The organism is Bacillus sp. JJ1566, from assembly GCF_036962685.1.
Classification (GTDB): domain Bacteria; phylum Bacillota; class Bacilli; order Bacillales; family Bacillaceae_L; genus Ferdinandcohnia.
Genome location: NZ_JBALOP010000007.1, coordinates 191,689 through 211,936, shown reverse-complemented (window position 1 = coordinate 211,936; position 20,248 = coordinate 191,689). Strand labels below are relative to the sequence as shown.

The window sequence follows — 20,248 nt, the reverse complement described above, 5'->3', positions numbered from 1 at the left end:
AATTAGCGTATACCGTCAATTTAATTTAAGCTCGTCCTTAATCTTATCGAAGGACTTTTCCCCAATCCCGCTCACTTGAAGTAAGTCCTCAAGCTGGTTAAAAGGTCCATTTTCCTCCCGATATGCTATAATCGCGGCTGCCTTAGAGGGCCCAATGCCTGTCAATGTTTCTAGTTCTGTTTGTGTCCCCTTGTTAAGTGATACCTTTCCATCATCCTTATTTGAAAAACCACTCGTCTCTATTTCCGTGTTCTCACCGATGCGCGGGACATAAATGACCATTTCATCCCCTACCCGCTCGGCTAGGTTTACTTGCCTATGCTCTGCATCTTCAGTAAAACCTCCGGCCATTTCGACGACATCCTTTACCCTCATACCATCTTGCACCTCAAATACACCCTCATTATGTACAGCACCCTTTATATCCACAACTATAACCTTGACTTTCTCTTCCACTACGGGATCATCTTCAACGACTGGTTCAAGAACCAATTCCTCTTCATCCATGCTAGACTCAAGCTTTGTTTCACGACCAGAAATATGATAGAACACGATAAAGAAAACAAGACAAATTCCACTGATCAAAAAAATTATTTTCATTTTTTTATCTTTAAAATTCATAAATTACCGCCCTTTCTTTTTACCTTAGTTAAATTACAATCATATTTTGGTATGGTATTACATAATGTGTTAGGAGAATAGTCTGTAAAGGAGGGACGAACTTGAATATAGGGTTTATTGGTACAGGAAATATGGGGAAAATTTTAATAGAATCCTTTGTAGAATCTCTTGCTGTTCCACCTTCAAAATTAATGATTACCAATCGGACAATTGAAAAAGCAGTTGCCATCAAGAACTCCTTACCAGATATTACGGTTTTAGGGACAAATGAAGAGGTTGTAAGGATTTGCGATTTAATATTTATTTGTGTGAAGCCTTTAGAAATTCACCCCCTTTTACACCAATTATCTTCTTCCTTAACAAGCAATAAATGTATTGTTTCAATTACAAGCCCGATTTCTGTGGAGCAACTTGAATCTGTTGTGAACTGTCAGGTCGCACGGATTATACCGAGTATTACTAACCGCGCGCTTACAGGTGTTTCCTTATTTACTTTTGGCGAGAGCATTAGCAGCAAGTTTAAGAATTATTTAGAAAATCTTTTTGAACAAATTTCCACTCCGGTTCACATAAATCATGAGGTCACAAGAGTTGCATCTGATATTGTTAGTTGTGGTCCGGCTTTCTTTGCTTATTTGTTGAGAAAATTTGTAGAAGCAGCAGTAAAGGAGACGAAAATCTCTGAGGAGCAAGCAACAAAATTAGCAAGTGAAATGATTGTGGGAATGGGAAAGCTACTTGAAAAGGAAATTTATACATTACCCACACTCCAGGCAAAGGTATGTGTAAAAGGTGGTATCACTGGAGAAGGAATTAATGCAATGGAAGAACATTTGGGTGAATTATTTGAAGAAGTATTCAGGAGTACCCATAGAAAATACGATGAGGATATTTCTGAGGTTGGTGAACAATTTAACGAGACCCCATCTCGATAAATATACCACTTCACTTATCAAATAGAAATAGTCATTTTTAAATTACTAAAAAAAAGGTCAGACATATTGTCTGACCTCTATTTTTTTGCAGTAATTAAAATTCGTTCAGATGTCTCCTGAACGGAATCTTTAAAATCAGCTTGAATATCTTGTACTTTAAAACCTGATTCTTCAAGCCAGTTTTGATATATTTTGATTGGATAGGTTCTCTGTTCATGAAACTCATCAAACCTTGTGTAATCCTCGTTATGTTCATTTTTCACAAAAAAGGAAAGATCATGTTCCACACTATGAGGATGCTCCCCGCTATAACAATTCCAAATATAACTCACCTTATCGTCAACGCTCACAAACGGCGCATCCATAAAAATAGAATCCATTTTAAAAACTGAATGGACATCAAACAGAAATAATCCATCTTTTTTTAAAAGCTGAAACACATTTTCGAAGGTTTTTTGAACCTCTTCTTCTTTGTGTAAATAATTAAGTGAATCACAGAAAATCACAATAAGATCAAATGGGTCAAATCCGGAGATTTCAACCATATTCTGTTGATAAAATTCGACCTGCACTCCTGCTTCCATTGCTTTGTGATTGGCAACCGCCAGCATATCTTCTGAGAGATCAACCCCAACAACCTCGAAGCCTGCTTGTGCAAGTCTAATGGCAATTTCTCCCGTTCCACAGCCAATATCAAGAACCCGTAAGTTACTCGTTTTATTGAACTGTTTTAGTTTTTCCTTAACGAACGAAATCCACTGCTCATATTCTACATCTCGCATCAGTTCATCATAAATATAGGCAAACTCTCCGTAACTCATAAACTTAGCACATCTTCAATGCTTTCCGTTGGTGCATCCCCCCAAAGACGTTCTAAATTATAATAAGTACGTTCGTCTTTATGGAACACATGAGCAATTACATCGCCTAGGTCAACAAGTACCCATCTTGCCTCATCAAAGCCCTCAAGACGTTTGATATGAATACCATTTTCATCGGCTTTATCTTTAATCTCACGGGCTATCGCTTGCACCTGTTTTTCTGAATTTCCATGGCAAATAAGAAAATAATCGGCTACAAGAGATAATCCCTTCATATTTAATGCGATAATATTTTCTGCACGCTTATCGTCAGCGGCTTGAACTGCAAATGTTAAAATGTCTCTTTCATTCACCCTAGGATTCCCCCTTTTTCTCAAAAATTAATGAGTTATATGTCCTTAATGTATCTGGATAAATTGGTTGATTTTTCTTTGCTAAAAACATGATTGTATTGCGTAAGGCATAGATGAGAGCATTGTCTAGGTCCTGCTTCGCAAGTTCTCTACCTTCTTCCACACCTGGAAAATGTCTTCCTGGCTCAATATAATCCGCTACAAAAATAACCTTTTCAAGCAGCGTCATATTTTCTCGACCAGATGTATGGAAACGGATTGCATCAAGGATTTCTTCATCCTCAATTCCAACCTCATTCTTTACAAGATAGGCTCCAACTGGTGCATGCCAAAGCTCTGTATTATAGGTTAATAATTCCGAAGGCATGTGTTGCTCGAGGATGATTAGTTTCATTTCATCCTTTGGTCTAAACTTAGCATAATCATGAAAAATGGCAGCTGTTTCAGCCTTTTTCACATCGGCATTATAGCGCTTTGCTAGTTCTATCGCTGTTTCCATTACACCAAGTGTATGCTGATAACGATGCTCAGTTAGCTGTTCTTTGACTATCTCTAGGGCCTTCTTACGTTCCATATAAACGCTTCTCCTCTATATAGTTTCGTACTTTTTCAGGAAGTAAATACATAGTATTTCCTTTTTCCGATAGTCTCTTTCGAATCATGGAAGAAGAAATATCTAATTGAGGAATATCAACCTCTGTGATTGGATATTGAGTAGGAAAAGGATATCCTGGTCTTTTTACCCCAACGAATGTAACCATGTCGACGAGTTCATCAATTTTATGCCAATGTGGTAAATATTCAACCATATCCCCACCGATGATAAAATAGAATTTTGTATCTTCATATTTTTCATGTAATAATTTGATTGTGTCGTATGTATATGAAGGTCCTTCTCTTTCCAGTTCAATCAACTGCAAATTAAATTTCGGCTGATCTGAAATGGCAAGAGAAAGCATTTCAACCCGCTCCTTATCGGTCACATAGCTTTTACGCTCTTTATGTGGAGGAATATGATTCGGCATAAACCACACTTCCGAAAGCTTTAACCTTGTTAATACCTCCGATGCGATGAATAGGTGACCAATATGGGGCGGATCAAATGTACCTCCTATAATTCCAATATGGTTCATCATTTCCTCCAACAAAACCTATTTTGATTTAGGAAGCACTAATTGTTTGTTTTCCTTTGACTCTTTGTAAAGCACAATCGTGTTTCCAATAATCTGAACCAATTCAGCTTTTGCACCTTTACTTAATTCATCGGCTACTGTATCACGGTCGTCCTCACAGTTTTGAAGCACACTTACCTTTAATAGCTCTCTTGCTTCAAGTGTGTCACTAATTTGTTTAATCATATTATCGTTTACTCCGCCTTTTCCTACCTGAAAAATTGGATCTAAATGATGAGCTTTAGAGCGCAAAAATCGTTTTTGTTTTCCTGTTAGCATGTTTTTCCTCCTAATAGCCTTGTTACTAGCCTTTCCATTCTATCTGTATCCGGAAATATTCCTGTCCATTTTTCAAACGCTAAGGCACCTTGATAAACAAACATTCCTATTCCGTTTTGCGTAACTGCTCCACGTTTTGCGGCTTCCTGCAAGAGCTTCGTTTCAAATGGATTATAAATAATATCACTTACAATTGTTTTTGGAGCGATATTTTCCACTGAAAGAGGGATCTCATCCACATTGGGATGCATTCCAACAGAAGTGGTATTAACAATCACTTGATATTTCCCTAAATCAGCTTCTGTCTCGGTAAATCCCAATGCATGCGCATCAACTGCGTATTTACAATCATCAATGATTGCCTTCGCTCGATCGACCGTGCGATTAACAATATCGATGTTTTTTACTCCCATTGCTGCTAATGAGATAAAGATTCCTCTGGCCGCTCCACCAGCACCGATTAATAACACTTTCGCAGAACGTAATTCTTCATTACTAATCACTTGGTTTAATGAACGGATGAATCCATTTCCATCTGTATTATAGCCAATTAATTTCCCATTTTCATTGACAATCGTATTAACCGCACCAATATTTGCTGCAACCTCTTCTACTTCATCTAAATATTCAATGACATCAATCTTATGCGGAATTGTTACATTAATGCCCGCTATTCCCAATGCTTTTATCCCTTTCATTGCTGCCTTTACTTCGCCTGGTGCAACATGGAAAGCATGGTATCTTGCCTTGAGATTATAATGTTCAAAAATATCATTCTGCATCACTGGTGACAAAGAATGTGCGATAGGACTTCCGATTACACCATAAATCTTTTCCATTTTCCTCACCCATTACAATAATTTCCTTACTAGATTAAAGATTTCCTCACAATAACCCCAACACCTTTTGGCACATGAGCGACCACCTTCGTATGTGGTTCGTTAATCGTAACCCAGCCCAAGCCTGAGAAGACTATATCTGTTTTTGCTTCTTTTATCATAAATTCATGGGCAACTAGTGGTGGAAATTCGTCAAGTTCATTTATTCCTGGAGGCTGCAGGAGCTCACCTTTATGGTTTTCATATAATTCGTCTGCGTTATCTAGCTTCGTTCGATGGATATTCAGCAAATTTGAGAAATGGCAAACGAATGACTGCCTCTCTCCACTTACAAAATCAAACCTAGCTAAGCCTCCAAAGAACAGTGTCTGTTGTTCATTTAATTGAAAAACTTTTGGTTTGATTTCTTTTTTAGGAGTGATTACCTTCAGGTCTTGTTTTGAAACATAATGTGCCATCTGATGATGATTAATAATTCCCGGAGTATCAAATAAGGAATGTTCATCATCAAGTGGAATATCAATAATATCTAATGTTGTTCCAGGGAAGTGTGAAGTCGTAATGATGTCCTCCTTCTCCCCACTAAATTCCTTAATAAGACGATTTATGAATGTTGATTTCCCAACATTTGTACAACCTACTACATATACATCTTTTCCACTGCGATATTGTTCGATGCCATCTGCAATTTCTTTGATTCCAGTGCCTTTTTCTGCACTAATTAAAAAGACATCAACTGGTTTGAGCCCTAGGTCTCGGGCTGATCCTTTCATCCAATTCACTAGTTTTTTAGGTTTCACCGATTTTGGCAGCAAATCAACTTTATTACCAACTAACAATATATTGTTGTTCCCCACAAAACGATGAAGACCAGGTAACCAGCTACCATTAAAATCGAATATATCAACAATTTTAACGATTAATGCATCGGTAGAGCCAATCCCGTGAAGGATTTTTAAAAAGTCATCATCTGTCAATGAAACATCTTGTACTTCATTATAATGCTTTAGTTTAAAACACCGTTGACAAATGACTTTTTCCTTTTCTAAAGCAGAAGGTGGTGCATATCCTAATTTTGTTTTGTCAGCCGTTTGAATTTCAACTCCACAGCCAATACAGCTAATCTTTTCTTGTTCCACTCTATTAATCCTCCCAATAAAGCATTCCGCGACGTTTCATCCAAGTCAGTATTCTTCTTTCGACAAAACGATTAAACTTTGTAAAAAAACCATCTGTTTGTGCAACAGGAACAACAAGTATGGTATGTAAGCCACAGCGGTTTCCACCTAATACATCGGTGAGTAGCTGGTCACCAATTACAACAACCTCGTCTTTTTGTAAATTCATTTCCTTTATTGCACGTTTAAATGCTCTTATCATTGGTTTTCTTGCCTCATAAATAAATGGGATTCCTAACGGGTCTGCAAAATCTTTTACCCTTTTCTCTTGATTATTTGAGACAATCGTAACAGTTATCCCATGTTCTTTTATTCCCTTAAACCATTCTACAAGCTCTGGTGTTGCACTTGGACGGTCCCATTCAACTAATGTATTATCTAAATCGGTAATGACCCCTTTAATCCCTAGTTCCTTAAGCTTGCTTGGAGAAATCTCTAAAACAGATTTCACATGTTCATTTGGTAAAAATTTCTTTAACAATACGTTTACACCTCACCGAACTTCTTCCTAATATGTACCTATCCTATCATAACGGATTGTAGTGATTTTCACAAAGCCCAGTCAAGACCAATTCCGTCATGATTTGCAGTTTTATTTAATAAAATAAAAAAGTTTTCGACAAATGTCAGTAAATTTCAACACTTGTGGATAAACTTATACACATTTTACACATTGATATACATAGATTTCCAAAAATTATAAACAAAATACCCACAAGTTATCCACTATTTCCTGTGGATAACAGAACGGTTGTTCTATCATTTTTTTCGTGATAGAGTTATATTACCAACTAAGAATAACGTATTAGTTTATGACAACAAGAGATCAAATAGAACGAATTACGCTATAAATCTTTAGGAGGTGAATAGCCAACTTTTGGCTCATGCTATGAAAAAATTATCAGATGACTTGTTAATTGAATCTTACTTTAAAGCTATGAAATTAAAGCTAAGTCCTGATTTTATTCACCTTATTGAAACTGAAATTATGCGCAGATCATTAGGGCATAGGATTAGAAATATATCATAACGAATGATTTTATAAAAGAGCCTTTTTAGGGGCTCTTTTTTTCTTGCTTGAGTATTCCTAGTACTTCCCCCACTTTAATATTAGTAGATGAACTAATTTCAGGGCTAATCGTAAAACTTTCTTTTTCAAATAACAGAATGACGGTTGAACCAAATGAGAAGTACGCAATCTCTTCTCCTTTTTTTATAGAATCACTTGTATGGGTTGTTTCTATACTATTGACAAACATTGCCCCCACCTTGACGACAGAAACATATGAGTCATTTGCACGTATTTCGGTAATTTTTCTATAATTCTTGGATAAAGGATCTTTTCCATATTTTAACCCGAGTCGATTGACCGGATACGATTTTCGTCCCAATTCCCATTGTTTTGTAATGACCCCAGAAATTGGACTATGAATTCGATGATAGTGGCTTGGACTTAAATAAAGAATAAAGAAGGTACCACCTATGTATTTAGCAAAAGAATCTTCATCACCAAGCATTTCTTGTATCGAATACTTTTTGTTCTTGACAATCATTTCCTTCTTTGATGTGATAATACCGGTCTCTTCAATCACACCATCAACAGGGCTGATAACCGTATTTTCTTTGTGATCAATACTTCTGCTGTCCTTTTTGAGCTGTCTAATAAAAAGGTCTTGAAGGGTTGAGAAATCGGTTAAGTTTTTTTCCATTTCCGCTAGGTTAATATTGTATATTTTCGCATAACTCGGAATAAGTATAGCACTAACTCTTGATTGTGAAAATTTTTTTAAAATCGCCGATGAAAGACGATGGTTCGTTAATTCAATGAAGAAACGATAAAGCCATTTCTGCAAATCTAATTCCCCCTAAATAATTACAATTTCTCTTTGACTATACACTTTTGAACGAATAAAATAAGATTAATAAAGCAATACTATTCTATTTTATTTATTTATGATCTTTATTACAAAGACTTTTCAATGAAAGGAGTGAAGAAATGTTTTTATTGGAATATTTAGATTCAACTTTAAAAAAGCTTAAAGCTCATACTGCCAATATACTTACTCTAATGAATCTTAGCTTAGGTGGGTTTTCCATCTTATTTGCTCTTAAGAACGAATTAAATTTAAGTCTATTGCTTATTTTTTTAGCTGCACTTGCTGATCGCTTTGATGGAATGGTAGCGAGAAAGTTTCAAATCGAATCAGAGCTCGGAAAACAGCTAGACTCGATGTGCGATATCATATCATTTGGAGTTGCACCTGCACTTTTATTATACCAAGGTATTATCTATGAATTCGGGGCTCCCGGAATGTTTTTCACGGTTTTCTATATCGGATGTGGGGCATTTCGCTTAGCAAAATTCAATATTAGTGATAATAAAGGCTTCTTTGTAGGCTTACCAATAACAGCTGCAGGCTGTTTATTGACATTAAGCTTCTTAGCAATCCCATATGTCTCTCCACAATTTTTCGTTTACCTCATCATCATACTGTCTTTCCTTATGGTTGGTACATTCAAATTAAAGAAAGTCTAAAAAAACCTATCCACTATCTTGAGAGTGGATAGGTTTTTTCTTTTGTCTAGTTCCAGGTGCCATCGGCTCGAGGTCATAGGCCAATCGCTTCGGAAGGTAAAATGCACCTTCTGTCAGCGCTCGTCTTATGCTAGTCGCCTAAAGCTAAGCGCATTTCGCTTTTCTTTTTATTTCGTTAACTCTAGGAATTCTTCGACATCTTTTACAGAAAGCTTTACAGCCTTTTCCCAGAAATCGCGTTTTGTTAGATCAACACCTAAATGTTTAGCAGCAAGGTCTTCCACCTTCATGCTAGCTGTATCCTTTAACAACGCGATGTACTTCTCTTCATAATCCGTTCCCTCTTCTAACGCCTTCGCATAAATCCCTAGGGAGAATAAATATCCAAACGTGTACGGGAAGTTATAAAAAGGAACGCCTGTAATATAGAAATGCATTTTAGATGCCCAGAATTGTGGGTGATATTCATCGAGTGCGCCACAGTATGCTTCCTTCTGTGCTTCTTGCATAAGTTCATTGAGGCGTTCAGTACTTACAATTCCAGCCCCGCGTTCCTCATAAAACCTTGTCTCAAATAAGAATCGTGCATGAATATTCATATAGAAGGCAACACTTCTTTGAATTTTGTCCTCTAACAGAGCAACTTTTTCATCTTCAGACTTTGCATTTTTTACTGATGCATCTGCGACAATCATTTCCGCAAAAGTTGATGCAGTTTCTGCCACGTTCATCGCATAGCTGCGATTTAACGTATGAACACCAGCCATTGCATGTTGATGGAATGCGTGGCCAAGCTCATGAGCAAGAGTCGACACATTTGAAGGTGTTCCTGAGAATGTCATAAAGATTCTTGATTGATCACTTTCAGGGAAACTCGTACAAAATCCGCCTGGACGTTTTCCTGGGCGATCCTCAGCCTCAATCCAGCTATCTTCAAATGCTTTTTGTGTAAACTCTGTAAGTTTAGGACCAAACTTGCTAAATTGCTCTAAAATAAATTCTGCACCCTCTTGGTAAGACACCTTACTCTCCGATTGTCCTACAGGAGCATCAAGGTCAAACCAACTTAACTTTTCAAGACCTAATAGCTTGGCTTTGCGGCTTAAATAGTCCACAAAAGGGCCTTTATTTTCAGTGATAACAGTCCACATTGTTTCGAGTGTTTCCTTAGACATTCTGTTAATATCGAGCGGCTCACCAAGGACGTTTTCCCAACCGCGTGCTTTATACACGTTTAAACGGAAACCACCAAGATGATTTAAGGCTTCACCAATATAATCAGTATGCTCATCCCATGCTTTTTCCCATTGCTTAAACATAGATTGTCTCACATCACGGTTAGAGCTGGAAAATTTGTTAAATGCTTGGCCGACTGATAGCTGCTTTGTTTCGCCATCTTCTTCAAATGGTACCTTAATGTTTCCAACGACCATATTATAAAGCTGACCCCATGCATGGTAGCCATCAACACCCAAAGCATTTACCAGGCTTTCCTGTTCTAAAGAGAGTTTTTCTTTTGCTCTTGTTCTTCTCTCCTCTAAAACATATGCTAACTCATTAAAGGGCTCCACCGATAAAAGTTCTTCCCATGTAGGCTGCTTAATTGCAACTAGCTTTTGGTCAAAAGCGGTAAGAATGGATTGAAGCTGTGCATTTAGCTGTGTTGTTTTACCTTGTAAAAGGGTAGCCCCGCGATCTGTTGTATCCTGCGCTGTCAAACAGCTTACAAATGCCCCTGCTTGACGAAGCTTTTTAAAAGATGATTGATAAGCATTTAATATATGTAATAAGCCTTCTTTATCATTTGCATTTGTAGGTACTTGAAATTGGTCTACAAGTGCACTGAACTCAGTTAGTTCATTTTGTAACGTCTCCAAAAAGGAATGAAATGCTGGTGAACTGCTCCCACCTTCAAAAAATACATCTAAATTCCATTTTTGTTCATATGTGCTCACATTTTTTCCCCCTTTTTAATTATTTAGACTCACTAAATATTTCACATCATTCATTATATATGGATTTTTATTAAACTTCTATCTTTTCGGGAATTTTTTAATCGTTTCGCACCTCTGCTCGTTATTTGCATTAATTTCAACCATCTGTGGCAAACTTAGGAAAAAGAAGGGAGCTGACGGATTGAAAAAGCATCCCATCAAAAATTATATAGATAAATTTACACATCCTAAATTAGATCCTAAACAATATCCGGAAAAGTCAAATACTGAGGAAATTAACAAAAAGAGTCAAAATATAATCCAAGATCTTGAGAAAAACATCCTAATTTTAATGGAGATATATTCCATACCAGAAAACGATGATGTAAAAATCCATAATTTTACTATAAACGGAATAAATAAAAACGCCGCCATTTTATTTATATCAACAATAACTGATGTTGACATGATAAATGAGCATATACTCGAACCATTATTACTAAATAAAGAACCGCAAAAGGATGTTCAAAATATCATTCAAATTCAATCATTTACAAAAGTTCAGCTATTGAATGATATTGTTAACGGTGCCAATCAAGGAAACACCATTTTACTCATTGATGGTGAACAACACGCCTATGTGATAGGAACAACAAAATTCCAGGGGAGATCGGTTGAAAAAGCAGAAAATGAGGTCGTCCTTAAAGGTCCGAAGGAAGCCTTTAACGAAAAAGCAGATACAAACATTTCTTTAGTTAGAAAAAAAATCCGGAATGAAAATTTAATTGTCGAAAATATAACCATTTCAAAACGTTCCAATAATGAACTATTTATACTTTATATCAAGGACCTTGCCAATGATAAAATGATAAAAAACATTAAAGAGAGGGTCAGTTCTCTAGATGTCGACGCCATTCAAAACCTCTCACTTTTGGAACAATACATTGAAGAAAGACCAAAATCTATCTTTCCAAGTATTTTATATACAGAAAGACCGGATCGTGCTTCCTCTTTTTTAGAGGATGGATATGTCATTTTACTAATGAATAACTCACCAGCCACCTTAATTCTGCCGGCCACCTTTTGGTCCTTCATTCATAATCCAGAGGATCATTATTTACGCTATATGTACGGAAATTTTATCCGAATACTCCGAGTATGTGCATTATTTATTACCGTTTTTGGATCTGCGATTTATGTTTCAATTACCATTTACCATTCCGAAATGGTTCCAACAGATCTATTATTAGCCATTGCCGCAACTCGTGAAAAAGTTCCATTCCCGGTTATTATCGAAATATTAATGATGGAAATTGCCTTTGAATTGATAAGAGAGGCTGGACTTCGAGTCCCTAATACAATTGGGCCGACAATAGGCATTGTTGGAGCGTTAATTTTAGGACAAGCAGCAGTGCAGGCGAATATTGTCAGCCCTATCGTTGTTATTGTCGTTGCCTTAAGTGGACTTTGTTCATTTACACTTAGCGATGTGAGCATGAATTTCGCAATAAGAATCATTCGGTTTGCTTTTATTCTCTCGGCTGGTTTTTTTGGTATTTATGGGATGACAGCCTTATTTACTGTTGGATTATTTTATATGGTATCTATAAAATCATTTGGTGTTCCTTACACAGCACCAATGTCACCCAAGTATATTTCTTCTGGAGACACCATCATCAGAAAAATGATTAAAAATGAAAGATTACGTCCTGGATATGTAAAACCAAAAGACGTAATAAAAAAGGCCGAGGAATAGATTATGGAACTATCTAAAGGGAAAATTGGAATAAGAGAATATGTAGCTATCGTCATTTTAGTCGTAGGGGTGAAACTGTCTGATGACACTCCTATTATCTTGGCAGAATCCCTAAATAATGCATATTGGATGGCACCACTTATTATGGGGTTCGTATCGATCATTCCAATTTATTTGACAATCAAAGTAATAACAGCCTATAAGAATAAAAATTTGCACGATGTGATCCTCCATTTATTTGGAAAATATATTGGTACCTTTTTATCATGTGTTTTAGTGTTGTCTTTAATGATAGGTCTCACTTTTGATTCGGCCATTTATGTGGATATCATCGGTACCATGTATTTTACACAGACACCGTATTTGATTATTTATACTGTTTTAATGGCTGTTTGTGCGTATAGCGCCAAAAAAGGCCTAGAACATATCGGGACAGTTTCTTGGTTAGTACTCTTCTATATAAAACTTTCTTTATTATTAGCCCTGATCTTAGCGCTAAAAGTGAGTAATTTTTCCTTCATATTCCCAATTTTAGGCCCTGGCTATTTAGAAGTTATAAAAGAGAGCACGACCCATCTATCGCTTTTCGCAGAGATTTTTTTTATGGGATTAATCGCTCCCTATATTGTATCTGCAAAAGCATATAAAAAAGGGACATGGGTTGCATTTGTCATTATCGTGATTGAATTAACGATTTCACTTCTTATCTATTTATTTGTATTTGATTATGAAGGATTAAAAATGCTTGATTATCCATACCAGGAGTTAATCCGCTTGATTAGGCTTGGGTTTTTAACGAATATTGAAACCTTTTTCTTTCCATTTTGGATTATTGCCACATTTATTCGTTTTACAGTCTATGTATATTTAATTGCCATATTTTTAGGAGGCATTTGTAATATTAAAAACTTTGAATATTTAACTCCGATAATAGCAACTATCGTTGTTATTTTTGGTATGGCTCCTGAGGCACCTACTTTTACTATTTTTAAAATAAGAGAGCTTTTATTAAATACAACGAGTCCAATGTTTCTTTTTGTTCCTTTTCTTATGTGGATACTAGCAAAACTTAGAGGGGATTTGAAAAATGAAACAACTAGCCAAAATAACTAGACTTTCTGTAATTTGCTCTATTTTATTTTTATTGGTTGGGTGTTGGGATTTGCAGGAAATTGATCAAAGAGCCTATGTCCTTGGGATAGGTCTAGATAAATCAGATGTGGAAGGATATTTAAAAGTTACTTATTTAATATCAAATCCAGAGGTGGGATCAACACAACTTGGTGCTGGTACTAATGAACCATCACATGAAATTATTACGCTTAATGCCTCAAGTTTTATTCAATCAGAAAACTTAGCAAACGCTGTCGTAGCGAAGATCATCACCTACGATATATTAGATTTCTTCGTGGTTTCAGAAGATTTTGCAAGGGATAAGGATTTTATTCGTTATTTCTATGATGCGACAAAAGACCGTGATGTAAGACGTGATTCGAAGCTCATCATAACGAAGGAAAAGGCTAGTACATTTATCGAACAAAACAAACCAAAGCTTGAAACGAGAAGACATGAATATTTTGAAATCCTTTTTAAAAATGCAACTAAAATCGGCTTTATTCCTGATTCCGAAATTCACAATCTTTTTAGGATAACTGAGGCGGATGCTGATTTATTTATTTCTGCCTATGCAACAAGTGAGCAAGATAAAATTACAGCTAGAAAAAATGAGGATGAGGATTTAATAGCAGGAAATATGAAGGTGACTGGAAAAACAAATCCTGCACAATTTCTGGGATCCGCAGTCTTTAAAGAGGGACAAATGATTGAAAAGTTATCAGTGTTAGAAACTCGTATCACCCAAATGATAAATACATCAATGGAAAAACCAAGCTTTTTAGTTTCTCTTCCTGACCCTTTTATCAGAAACTATTTTATTACTACACGTTTTACACAAATAAAAAAACCACAGATAACAGTGGATGTGTCGAAGCCAGCACCAAAAATTATGATAAATCTTCCTATACAGGCTGAGATTTTAACAGACCACAGCATGGTAAACTATGCAAACGAAGATGAGAAACGAAAAGAATTAAAGGAGCACATCACTAGTGGCTTTGAAAAAAGTATAACCGATTATATTAAACGTACCCAGGAAGAATTTAAGGCAGATCCGTTTGGCTTCTCCTTAGCAGCAAGAAAGCATTTTTTAACCATTCCACAATGGGAGAACTATGACTGGATGAAATCATATCCTGATGCAGATATTAGCGTTACAGTCGATATTACATTTGGAGAATTTGGCCGACAGTCGAAATTACCTAGATATGAAAGGATAAGGGATTAAAGGATGAAATTATTTATTTATTTGATGATGACAATCATGTTTGCCTATACCGCTGGATTTTCTGTTTCCCTATGGAAAGATAAAAACAAACCGGGTTCCCTTGTTGTTTTTGGGTTAGCATTGATTGTAGCCATTGCACCTTTTTTTACGATTATAAAATAAATGGTAGGACTGATTGCGTAAAAAAAATCATCTTTAGTACTATCATCAGCTTTTTTCTTTTGGACAGACACAAGCAAGCACACTCGCTCATAACATTAAGTAATGGGCAAATGCCTAGATAAAGTAGTGTAACCAGTTTACATACACTACGATTCATGCGGAGGTGAGCGAATGTCTGGACTGTTGGCTGCATTAGGCTATTTTGTAAAAGAATTATTATTTTTAGTATCCTATGTAAAAAATAATGCTTTTCCTCAACCGTTATCATCTTCTGAAGAAAGGAAATACTTACAATTGTTGGCCGAGGGGAATGAACATGCTCGGAATGTGTTAATTGAACATAATTTACGGTTAGTCGCTCATATAGTAAAAAAATTCGAAAACACTGGTGAGGACACAGAGGATCTCATTTCGATTGGGACCATTGGTTTAATTAAGGCAATCGAAAGCTATTCACAAGGAAAAGGAACAAAATTGGCTACCTATGCCGCTCGTTGTATAGAAAACGAAATTTTAATGCATCTGCGAGCTCTTAAGAAGACAAAAAAAGATGTTTCTCTTCATGATCCGATTGGGCAAGATAAGGAAGGAAATGAAATTAGCTTAATTGATGTATTGAAATCGGAAACAGAAGATGTGATTGAAACCATCCAATTAAATATGGAGCTTGAAAAAATCAAAGAATATATCGATGTCCTTGATGACAGGGAAAAAGAAGTCATTGTAGGTAGATTTGGACTTGATTTAAAGAAGGAAAAAACCCAGCGTGAAATTGCAAAAGAGCTTGGCATCTCAAGAAGCTATGTATCTCGGATTGAAAAACGTGCTTTAATGAAAATGTTCCATGAATTTTATCGGGCGGAAAAAGAGAAAAGAAGATCGTAAAAAAGGGTGGATTGCAGGAATTGCAGTCCACCCTTTTAGCTTCATTCTATAATTCTACACTAACCTCAGTACCAATAATAATGGCAATAACAGATGTAATGACAATCCCCATAACAATCATAAACATATTCATCATCCTCCATAAAAGAGATGTACTTCATACCTTTACTTTATCACTTAAGGACTGTGGAAACGTTATCCACTTTTGAACATTATGTTAAGGAAATTTGACAAAATTAAGGCAGCAAAACAAACCTAAAAGGAGCGCCTTGTAAGGCGCTCCCATTGGATTAATGTTTATTTTTCTTTATAAAATGAATTGTAAAAATAAGCACATGAACCGAAAACATCAGTAACTCCTCCTATTCATAATTTCGTTAGGTGGAATCCTTCTCCACAGATAACCAAGCAACAATCGGACATTTTTTCATAAACATGTTCATTCCCCTTTCTTTTTGTTATTTTTTGTTGATTAGAATAAGCGTATCATTGAATATTGGCGTTCCTTCATTTCTTCCATAAGCTTATTGACTCTTTCCTCATTTTCATACTCTTCAATTGATTTTTGACGTTTTGAAATTGAGATCGTTAAAAAGAATAGATTGATGGTCATTATTTTTCACCTCCTTGATCGGGTTGCTTTTCATTCTGTGTAGGAAAAAAAGGCACAAAAACGCCACAGGCATACTAGTCCTGTGGCGTTAAAGGGCATAAGAAAGCCACAGGCAACTACTCCACCTGTGGCATGATTAACGTATCAAAATTAGAAATTAATCACCGGTATGGTCGAATAGATTTTTCCATATGAAGTTTTTAAACTTTTGTTAGCAATTGTTACTTTCAACATTTTATTCGACCTCCTTTTGTCATTAATTTTTCCTACTATGGTAATTATAACCATAATCACCATTCATGTAAACCCTTTTTTTGCAAAAAAATTCCTTCACCATTAATTTTAGGTGAAGGTCTATTATTTTTCGGATCTTTTTTTATATTTAATAGCTAATAAGAAAAAAGTAAAAGACAAACATAAGAAAATGAGTGTTGAACCCATCATGATATAAATTTGAAACGGAGAACGTTCCTCCGGTATGATAATACCGATATACAAAAACACACTCAACGCAAGTAGGATGTAACCGTAGTTTGTAAAGTCTGTGATTTTATTCCGCATGTTTTTCAATTGGTTATTACGTTCCATCATGTATCCCACCTACCAAATTAATAAACTTCCATCCTATGATAACATACAATAAAAGTAGAGGAAGAATGTAAAATTTAGCAGTTTCATTGCAACTAAAAAAACCTCCAACCCTGAATTGGGCTAGAGGTAACATTTTTTATTCTAAACCTTGCTCAAGGTCTTCAATTAAATCTTCAACATCTTCTAACCCAACAGATATACGTACAAGTCCATCGCCAATGCCTAGTTCCGCGCGGCGGTCTTTTGGAATCGAAGCATGTGTCATTTTTGCTGGAACAGAAATTAAGCTTTCAACAGCCCCAAGACTTTCAGCCAAAGTGAAATATTTTACTTTACTTAGCAGCTTATCTGCATTCTCAGCACTTCCTACATCAAAGGATACCATTCCACCAAAACCTCTTGCTTGAGCCTTTGCAATGGCATGATTTGGATGTGTTTCAATTCCAGGATAGTATACCTTTTTAATAGCTTCATGGTTTTGTAAGAACTCCACAATTTTTCGTGTGTTTTCTTCATGCTCTTCCATTCGAACTCCAAGTGTACGGATTCCTCGAATCAACAGCCAAGAATCCTGTGGACCAAGAACACCACCAGTTGAATTTTGAACAAAATGTAGTTCCTCACCCAGTTTTGCCGAATTTACAACAACAAGACCAGCCACTACATCACTATGTCCACCAATATATTTAGTAGCACTGTGTAGGACGATATCAGCACCAAGTGCGATTGGATTCTGCCAATAAGGAGTGCTGAAGGTATTATCAACGATCGTTAAAAGGTTATGCTGTTTCGCAATTTCTGCAGCACCCTTAATGTCCGTAATCTTTAACAGAGGATTTGTTGGTGATTCGATGTAAATTGCTTTTGTATTATCTCGAATTTCAGCTTCAATAATATCTAGATTACTTGTGTCAACAAAGGTTGATTCAATACCAAAACGATTTAGAACTTTAGTCATCACACGGAATGTTCCACCATATACATCATCAGAAAATATCACGTGATCTCCGCTGTTAAATAGCATCATTACAGCTGTGATTGCAGCCATACCCGAACCAAATGCAAATCCTCTATCTCCACCTTCAATATCCTTGATTAATTCTTCAAGGGCATGTCTAGTTGGATTTCCTGTTCGTGAGTATTCATAGCCCTTAAAGTTTCCGATTCCTTCTTGTTTATACGTGCTTACTTGATAGATTGGTGTATTAACTGCACCTGTCTGTGGATCCTCGCCAACTCCCCCATGGATAAGCAATGTTTTACGTTTCATCCTAAATCCCACCTTCATATATTTTTTTACTTAAATACCGTTCACTGCTATCAGGAAAAATCACAAGGATATGTGACCCTGGCTTTGCTTGTTCCGCTTCTAATAATGCTGCATGGAGGGCAGCCCCTGATGAACTACCAACAAGCAAACCTTCCAATTGTGCAACTTCCTTCACCCGATTAAATGCATCCTCATCCGAAATGGTGTGAATGGAATCAAAGTAAGATGTATCCATATAACCTGGAAGAAATTCCATTCCAATTCCTTCTGTTTTATGTGGTCCTGATTCACCACCATTTAAAATTGACCCAATTGGCTCAACTATGACGGTTCTTATGGAGGGGTTCATTTCTTTTAAATACTTAGCAGTCCCCATAAAGGTCCCACCTGTACCAGCACCTGCTGCAAAAATATCAATTTGTCCCTCAAGCTGCTGCCAAATTTCAGGTCCAATCGTTTTATAATAGGTATCAGGATTGGCTGGGTTTGCGAATTGCTGTGGACAATAGGAGTTGGGAATTTCATTAAGAAGTTCTTTTGCCTTTTCAATGGCACCTGTCATCCCGGCCTCCGTAGGCGTATTGATGACTGTTGCCCCTAAAGCCCTCATCAATTCTTGCTTTTCAGTAGAAAACTTCTTTGGCACACAAAGAATCACTTTAACATTGCGGTTGATTGCAGCAAGTGCAAGTCCAATTCCCGTATTACCAGCGGTAGGTTCAATTACAGTTCCCCCTTCAGATAATTGACCTGTTGCAAAAGCATGCTGAAGAAGTTCCACTCCTAAGCGATCCTTGATACTTCCACCGGGATTAAAGAATTCAAGCTTCGCAAAAAGACGAACACCATTACGTAATGGAAACTTCGTAATTTCTACTATCGGAGTATTTCCGATAAGCTCATGGACATTTCGATACACTTGCATGACAAATCCTCCTAATCAAATTTGCCTTGGCGAATTTGGCCCAGATTTTTTAGGCCCACACGAGGTGGGTCATAAAGACGTTGCCACAGGAAGTGGCGTTTTTAGACTTTAATCTTATTGCTCGAAAGTATCCATTAAAAAATCTGTGGCATCCGCCGGAGGCCTAGGCCCACACGAAGTGGGTCACTCAGATGTTGCCACAGGATGTGGCGTTCTTAGTCTGAGTTCCTTAATTCAGCCAAGTTAATTGGCGAATAAAGTTAAATTGATCTATTTATTTCCTCTACCATTCGTTCTACAACCATTGAAGAATTAACTGCCGCTGTTTGTAGGAATTGTTCAAACGACACGTCTGATTCTTTCCCTGCGATATCGGATAGGGCACGAATGACAACAAATGGTACTTCAAATTGATGACAAACTTGCGCCACAGCAGCTGCTTCCATCTCCACTGCATACAAATCACCAAATTTTTGACTGATAAATGATACTCTTTCCGGATCATTCATAAAGGAATCACCTGTTGCAATCAGTCCTGTCACAACCTGAATATCAGTGATTCCTTCTGCACTTTTTCCAGCTAATTCAATTAGCTTTTCATCTGCTTTAAAGGCAGCAGGCAACCCTGGAACTTGCCCATATTCATAATCAAAGGCAGTGACATCTACATCATGGTGTCTTACCTCAGATGAAATGACAATGTCACCTACATTAAGGGTTTTTAAGTGGCCACCTGCTGAACCAGTATTCACTACATAATCCGGTTTAAATTGCAGTAATAAAATCGTTGTTGAAATTGCAGCATTAACCTTACCAATCCCTGATTTTAGTAAAATCACATCATTGCCATTAAGCGTTCCGGTATAAAACGCACTCCCAGAAACTGTTATTTCCTGTCTATTTTCAATTTTCTCCCGTAAAATGGCTACTTCTTCATCCATTGCTCCAATAATTGCTACCTTCATTAGTACGTATCACCTTTCGTTTTTTAGAGGTTGTTCAAAAAGTGCGGTAAAAATGACACATCGAATTTC

General features: G+C 36.6%; 24 protein-coding genes. 8 read left to right on the top strand and 16 right to left on the bottom strand.

Going from position 1 to position 20,248, the window contains the following annotated elements; genetic code table 11:
• Positions 1 to 15 precede the first annotated feature (15 nt).
• Positions 16 to 621, bottom strand: coding sequence for a helix-hairpin-helix domain-containing protein (locus tag V7112_RS05155; RefSeq protein WP_335416363.1), 606 nt, complete (start codon positions 619 to 621; stop codon positions 16 to 18).
• Between the two features lie 101 nt (positions 622 to 722).
• Here V7112_RS05155 and comER point away from each other — a divergent pair, with 101 nt between their 5' ends.
• Positions 723 to 1,556, top strand: coding sequence for a late competence protein ComER (gene comER / locus V7112_RS05150; RefSeq protein WP_335416361.1), 834 nt, complete (start codon positions 723 to 725; stop codon positions 1,554 to 1,556).
• A 77-nt stretch (positions 1,557 to 1,633) separates the two neighbouring features.
• Here the strand turns inward: comER and V7112_RS05145 are convergent, their stop codons facing one another.
• From V7112_RS05145 to V7112_RS05110, 8 genes are read right to left on the bottom strand one after another with little or no spacing between them, the layout of a single operon-like run.
• Complete coding sequence (locus V7112_RS05145; RefSeq protein WP_335416358.1) at positions 1,634 to 2,377, bottom strand: class I SAM-dependent DNA methyltransferase; 744 nt, start codon at positions 2,375 to 2,377, stop codon at positions 1,634 to 1,636.
• Positions 2,374 to 2,730, bottom strand: coding sequence for a ribosome silencing factor (gene rsfS / locus V7112_RS05140; protein WP_335416355.1), 357 nt, complete (start codon positions 2,728 to 2,730; stop codon positions 2,374 to 2,376). The genes V7112_RS05145 and rsfS overlap by 4 nt, the downstream gene beginning before the upstream one ends.
• A 1-nt stretch (position 2,731) precedes the next feature.
• The gene (gene yqeK, locus V7112_RS05135) at positions 2,732 to 3,304 is read right to left on the bottom strand and encodes a bis(5'-nucleosyl)-tetraphosphatase (symmetrical) YqeK (RefSeq protein ID WP_335416353.1); all 573 of its coding nucleotides are present in this window, start codon (positions 3,302 to 3,304) and stop codon (positions 2,732 to 2,734) included.
• Entirely contained in the window at positions 3,294 to 3,863 is a 570-nt protein-coding gene (locus tag V7112_RS05130; protein WP_335416352.1) for a nicotinate-nucleotide adenylyltransferase, read from the bottom strand. The genes yqeK and V7112_RS05130 overlap by 11 nt, the downstream gene beginning before the upstream one ends.
• Positions 3,864 to 3,881: 18 nt before the next feature.
• Entirely contained in the window at positions 3,882 to 4,181 is a 300-nt protein-coding gene (yhbY, locus tag V7112_RS05125; RefSeq protein WP_335416350.1) for a ribosome assembly RNA-binding protein YhbY, read from the bottom strand.
• Positions 4,175 to 5,020: a shikimate dehydrogenase gene (gene aroE, locus V7112_RS05120; RefSeq protein ID WP_335416347.1), complete on the bottom strand. Its 846-nt coding sequence runs from the start codon at positions 5,018 to 5,020 to the stop codon at positions 4,175 to 4,177. Before aroE ends, yhbY begins: the two co-directional genes overlap by 7 nt.
• A 29-nt stretch (positions 5,021 to 5,049) precedes the next feature.
• Complete coding sequence (yqeH, locus tag V7112_RS05115) at positions 5,050 to 6,159, bottom strand: ribosome biogenesis GTPase YqeH (protein WP_335416345.1); 1,110 nt, start codon at positions 6,157 to 6,159, stop codon at positions 5,050 to 5,052.
• Between the two features lie 4 nt (positions 6,160 to 6,163).
• Complete coding sequence (locus V7112_RS05110; protein ID WP_335416344.1) at positions 6,164 to 6,679, bottom strand: YqeG family HAD IIIA-type phosphatase; 516 nt, start codon at positions 6,677 to 6,679, stop codon at positions 6,164 to 6,166.
• A gap of 408 nt (positions 6,680 to 7,087) precedes the next feature.
• On the opposite strand from V7112_RS05110, the gene V7112_RS05105 reads away from it, so the two are divergent.
• The gene (locus tag V7112_RS05105; protein WP_335394700.1) at positions 7,088 to 7,228 is read left to right on the top strand and encodes a sporulation histidine kinase inhibitor Sda; all 141 of its coding nucleotides are present in this window, start codon (positions 7,088 to 7,090) and stop codon (positions 7,226 to 7,228) included.
• 25 nt (positions 7,229 to 7,253) lie between these two features.
• Here V7112_RS05105 and V7112_RS05100 read toward each other — a convergent pair whose 3' ends face one another.
• Positions 7,254 to 8,051 (bottom strand): phosphatidylserine decarboxylase, encoded by a 798-nt coding sequence (locus V7112_RS05100; RefSeq protein WP_335416341.1) that lies wholly within the window; start codon positions 8,049 to 8,051, stop codon positions 7,254 to 7,256.
• A gap of 143 nt (positions 8,052 to 8,194) precedes the next feature.
• Here V7112_RS05100 and pssA point away from each other — a divergent pair, with 143 nt between their 5' ends.
• Positions 8,195 to 8,734, top strand: a complete 540-nt coding sequence (gene pssA, locus V7112_RS05095) for a CDP-diacylglycerol--serine O-phosphatidyltransferase (protein ID WP_335416339.1) — start codon at positions 8,195 to 8,197, stop codon at positions 8,732 to 8,734.
• 167 nt (positions 8,735 to 8,901) lie between these two features.
• Here pssA and V7112_RS05090 read toward each other — a convergent pair whose 3' ends face one another.
• Positions 8,902 to 10,689 (bottom strand): M3 family oligoendopeptidase, encoded by a 1,788-nt coding sequence (locus V7112_RS05090; RefSeq protein WP_335416337.1) that lies wholly within the window; start codon positions 10,687 to 10,689, stop codon positions 8,902 to 8,904.
• 181 nt (positions 10,690 to 10,870) lie between these two features.
• Here V7112_RS05090 and V7112_RS05085 point away from each other — a divergent pair, with 181 nt between their 5' ends.
• The 5 genes from V7112_RS05085 to sigK all read left to right on the top strand — a co-directional run bounded on the left by V7112_RS05085 (position 10,871) and on the right by sigK (position 15,815).
• On the top strand, positions 10,871 to 12,424 hold the full coding sequence (locus V7112_RS05085) for a spore germination protein (protein WP_335416335.1): 1,554 nt from the start codon (positions 10,871 to 10,873) through the stop codon (positions 12,422 to 12,424).
• Between the two features lie 3 nt (positions 12,425 to 12,427).
• The gene (locus tag V7112_RS05080) at positions 12,428 to 13,537 is read left to right on the top strand and encodes a GerAB/ArcD/ProY family transporter (RefSeq protein ID WP_335416333.1); all 1,110 of its coding nucleotides are present in this window, start codon (positions 12,428 to 12,430) and stop codon (positions 13,535 to 13,537) included.
• Positions 13,512 to 14,768 (top strand): Ger(x)C family spore germination protein, encoded by a 1,257-nt coding sequence (locus V7112_RS05075; protein WP_335416331.1) that lies wholly within the window; start codon positions 13,512 to 13,514, stop codon positions 14,766 to 14,768. The genes V7112_RS05080 and V7112_RS05075 overlap by 26 nt, the downstream gene beginning before the upstream one ends.
• Positions 14,769 to 14,771: 3 nt before the next feature.
• Complete coding sequence (locus V7112_RS05070; RefSeq protein ID WP_335416330.1) at positions 14,772 to 14,930, top strand: hypothetical protein; 159 nt, start codon at positions 14,772 to 14,774, stop codon at positions 14,928 to 14,930.
• Between the two features lie 171 nt (positions 14,931 to 15,101).
• A complete protein-coding gene (gene sigK / locus V7112_RS05065) occupies positions 15,102 to 15,815 on the top strand; it encodes an RNA polymerase sporulation sigma factor SigK (RefSeq protein ID WP_335416328.1) in 714 nt (237 codons plus the stop codon).
• A 472-nt stretch (positions 15,816 to 16,287) separates the two neighbouring features.
• On the opposite strand, the gene V7112_RS05060 is transcribed toward sigK, so the two are convergent.
• From V7112_RS05060 to mtnN, 5 genes are all read right to left on the bottom strand, one after another.
• On the bottom strand, positions 16,288 to 16,428 hold the full coding sequence (locus tag V7112_RS05060) for a YrzI family small protein (RefSeq protein WP_335416326.1): 141 nt from the start codon (positions 16,426 to 16,428) through the stop codon (positions 16,288 to 16,290).
• Positions 16,429 to 16,785: 357 nt separating this feature from the next.
• Positions 16,786 to 17,016 (bottom strand): YrhC family protein, encoded by a 231-nt coding sequence (locus V7112_RS05055; protein ID WP_335416325.1) that lies wholly within the window; start codon positions 17,014 to 17,016, stop codon positions 16,786 to 16,788.
• Positions 17,017 to 17,155: 139 nt separating this feature from the next.
• A complete protein-coding gene (locus tag V7112_RS05050; protein ID WP_335416324.1) occupies positions 17,156 to 18,289 on the bottom strand; it encodes a bifunctional cystathionine gamma-lyase/homocysteine desulfhydrase in 1,134 nt (377 codons plus the stop codon).
• A 1-nt stretch (position 18,290) separates the two neighbouring features.
• On the bottom strand, positions 18,291 to 19,214 hold the full coding sequence (locus tag V7112_RS05045) for a PLP-dependent cysteine synthase family protein (RefSeq protein WP_335416323.1): 924 nt from the start codon (positions 19,212 to 19,214) through the stop codon (positions 18,291 to 18,293).
• Positions 19,215 to 19,474: 260 nt separating this feature from the next.
• Positions 19,475 to 20,179 carry a 5'-methylthioadenosine/S-adenosylhomocysteine nucleosidase gene (mtnN, locus tag V7112_RS05040; protein ID WP_335416322.1) on the bottom strand — a complete coding sequence of 235 codons (705 nt, stop codon included), beginning with the start codon at positions 20,177 to 20,179 and terminating at the stop codon, positions 19,475 to 19,477.
• Positions 20,180 to 20,248: the final 69 nt, after the last annotated feature.

What these genes read in the sequence shown, in the direction of transcription:
- V7112_RS05155 (WP_335416363.1), bottom strand. Translation starts at nt 621, where the DNA reads ATGAATTTTAAAGATAAAAAAATGAAAATAATTTTTTTGATCAGTGGA.
- V7112_RS05145 (WP_335416358.1), bottom strand. Translation starts at nt 2,377, where the DNA reads ATGAGTTACGGAGAGTTTGCCTATATTTATGATGAACTGATGCGAGAT.
- yqeK (WP_335416353.1), bottom strand. Translation starts at nt 3,304, where the DNA reads ATGGAACGTAAGAAGGCCCTAGAGATAGTCAAAGAACAGCTAACTGAG.
- V7112_RS05130 (WP_335416352.1), bottom strand. Translation starts at nt 3,863, where the DNA reads ATGAACCATATTGGAATTATAGGAGGTACATTTGATCCGCCCCATATT.
- yhbY (WP_335416350.1), bottom strand. Translation starts at nt 4,181, where the DNA reads ATGCTAACAGGAAAACAAAAACGATTTTTGCGCTCTAAAGCTCATCAT.
- aroE (WP_335416347.1), bottom strand. Translation starts at nt 5,020, where the DNA reads ATGGAAAAGATTTATGGTGTAATCGGAAGTCCTATCGCACATTCTTTG.
- V7112_RS05105 (WP_335394700.1), top strand. Translation starts at nt 7,088, where the DNA reads ATGAAAAAATTATCAGATGACTTGTTAATTGAATCTTACTTTAAAGCT.
- pssA (WP_335416339.1), top strand. Translation starts at nt 8,195, where the DNA reads ATGTTTTTATTGGAATATTTAGATTCAACTTTAAAAAAGCTTAAAGCT.
- V7112_RS05080 (WP_335416333.1), top strand. Translation starts at nt 12,428, where the DNA reads ATGGAACTATCTAAAGGGAAAATTGGAATAAGAGAATATGTAGCTATC.
- V7112_RS05075 (WP_335416331.1), top strand. Translation starts at nt 13,512, where the DNA reads ATGAAACAACTAGCCAAAATAACTAGACTTTCTGTAATTTGCTCTATT.
- V7112_RS05070 (WP_335416330.1), top strand. Translation starts at nt 14,772, where the DNA reads ATGAAATTATTTATTTATTTGATGATGACAATCATGTTTGCCTATACC.
- sigK (WP_335416328.1), top strand. Translation starts at nt 15,102, where the DNA reads ATGTCTGGACTGTTGGCTGCATTAGGCTATTTTGTAAAAGAATTATTA.
- V7112_RS05060 (WP_335416326.1), bottom strand. Translation starts at nt 16,428, where the DNA reads ATGACCATCAATCTATTCTTTTTAACGATCTCAATTTCAAAACGTCAA.
- V7112_RS05055 (WP_335416325.1), bottom strand. Translation starts at nt 17,016, where the DNA reads ATGGAACGTAATAACCAATTGAAAAACATGCGGAATAAAATCACAGAC.
- V7112_RS05050 (WP_335416324.1), bottom strand. Translation starts at nt 18,289, where the DNA reads ATGAAACGTAAAACATTGCTTATCCATGGGGGAGTTGGCGAGGATCCA.
- V7112_RS05045 (WP_335416323.1), bottom strand. Translation starts at nt 19,214, where the DNA reads ATGCAAGTGTATCGAAATGTCCATGAGCTTATCGGAAATACTCCGATA.
- mtnN (WP_335416322.1), bottom strand. Translation starts at nt 20,179, where the DNA reads ATGAAGGTAGCAATTATTGGAGCAATGGATGAAGAAGTAGCCATTTTA.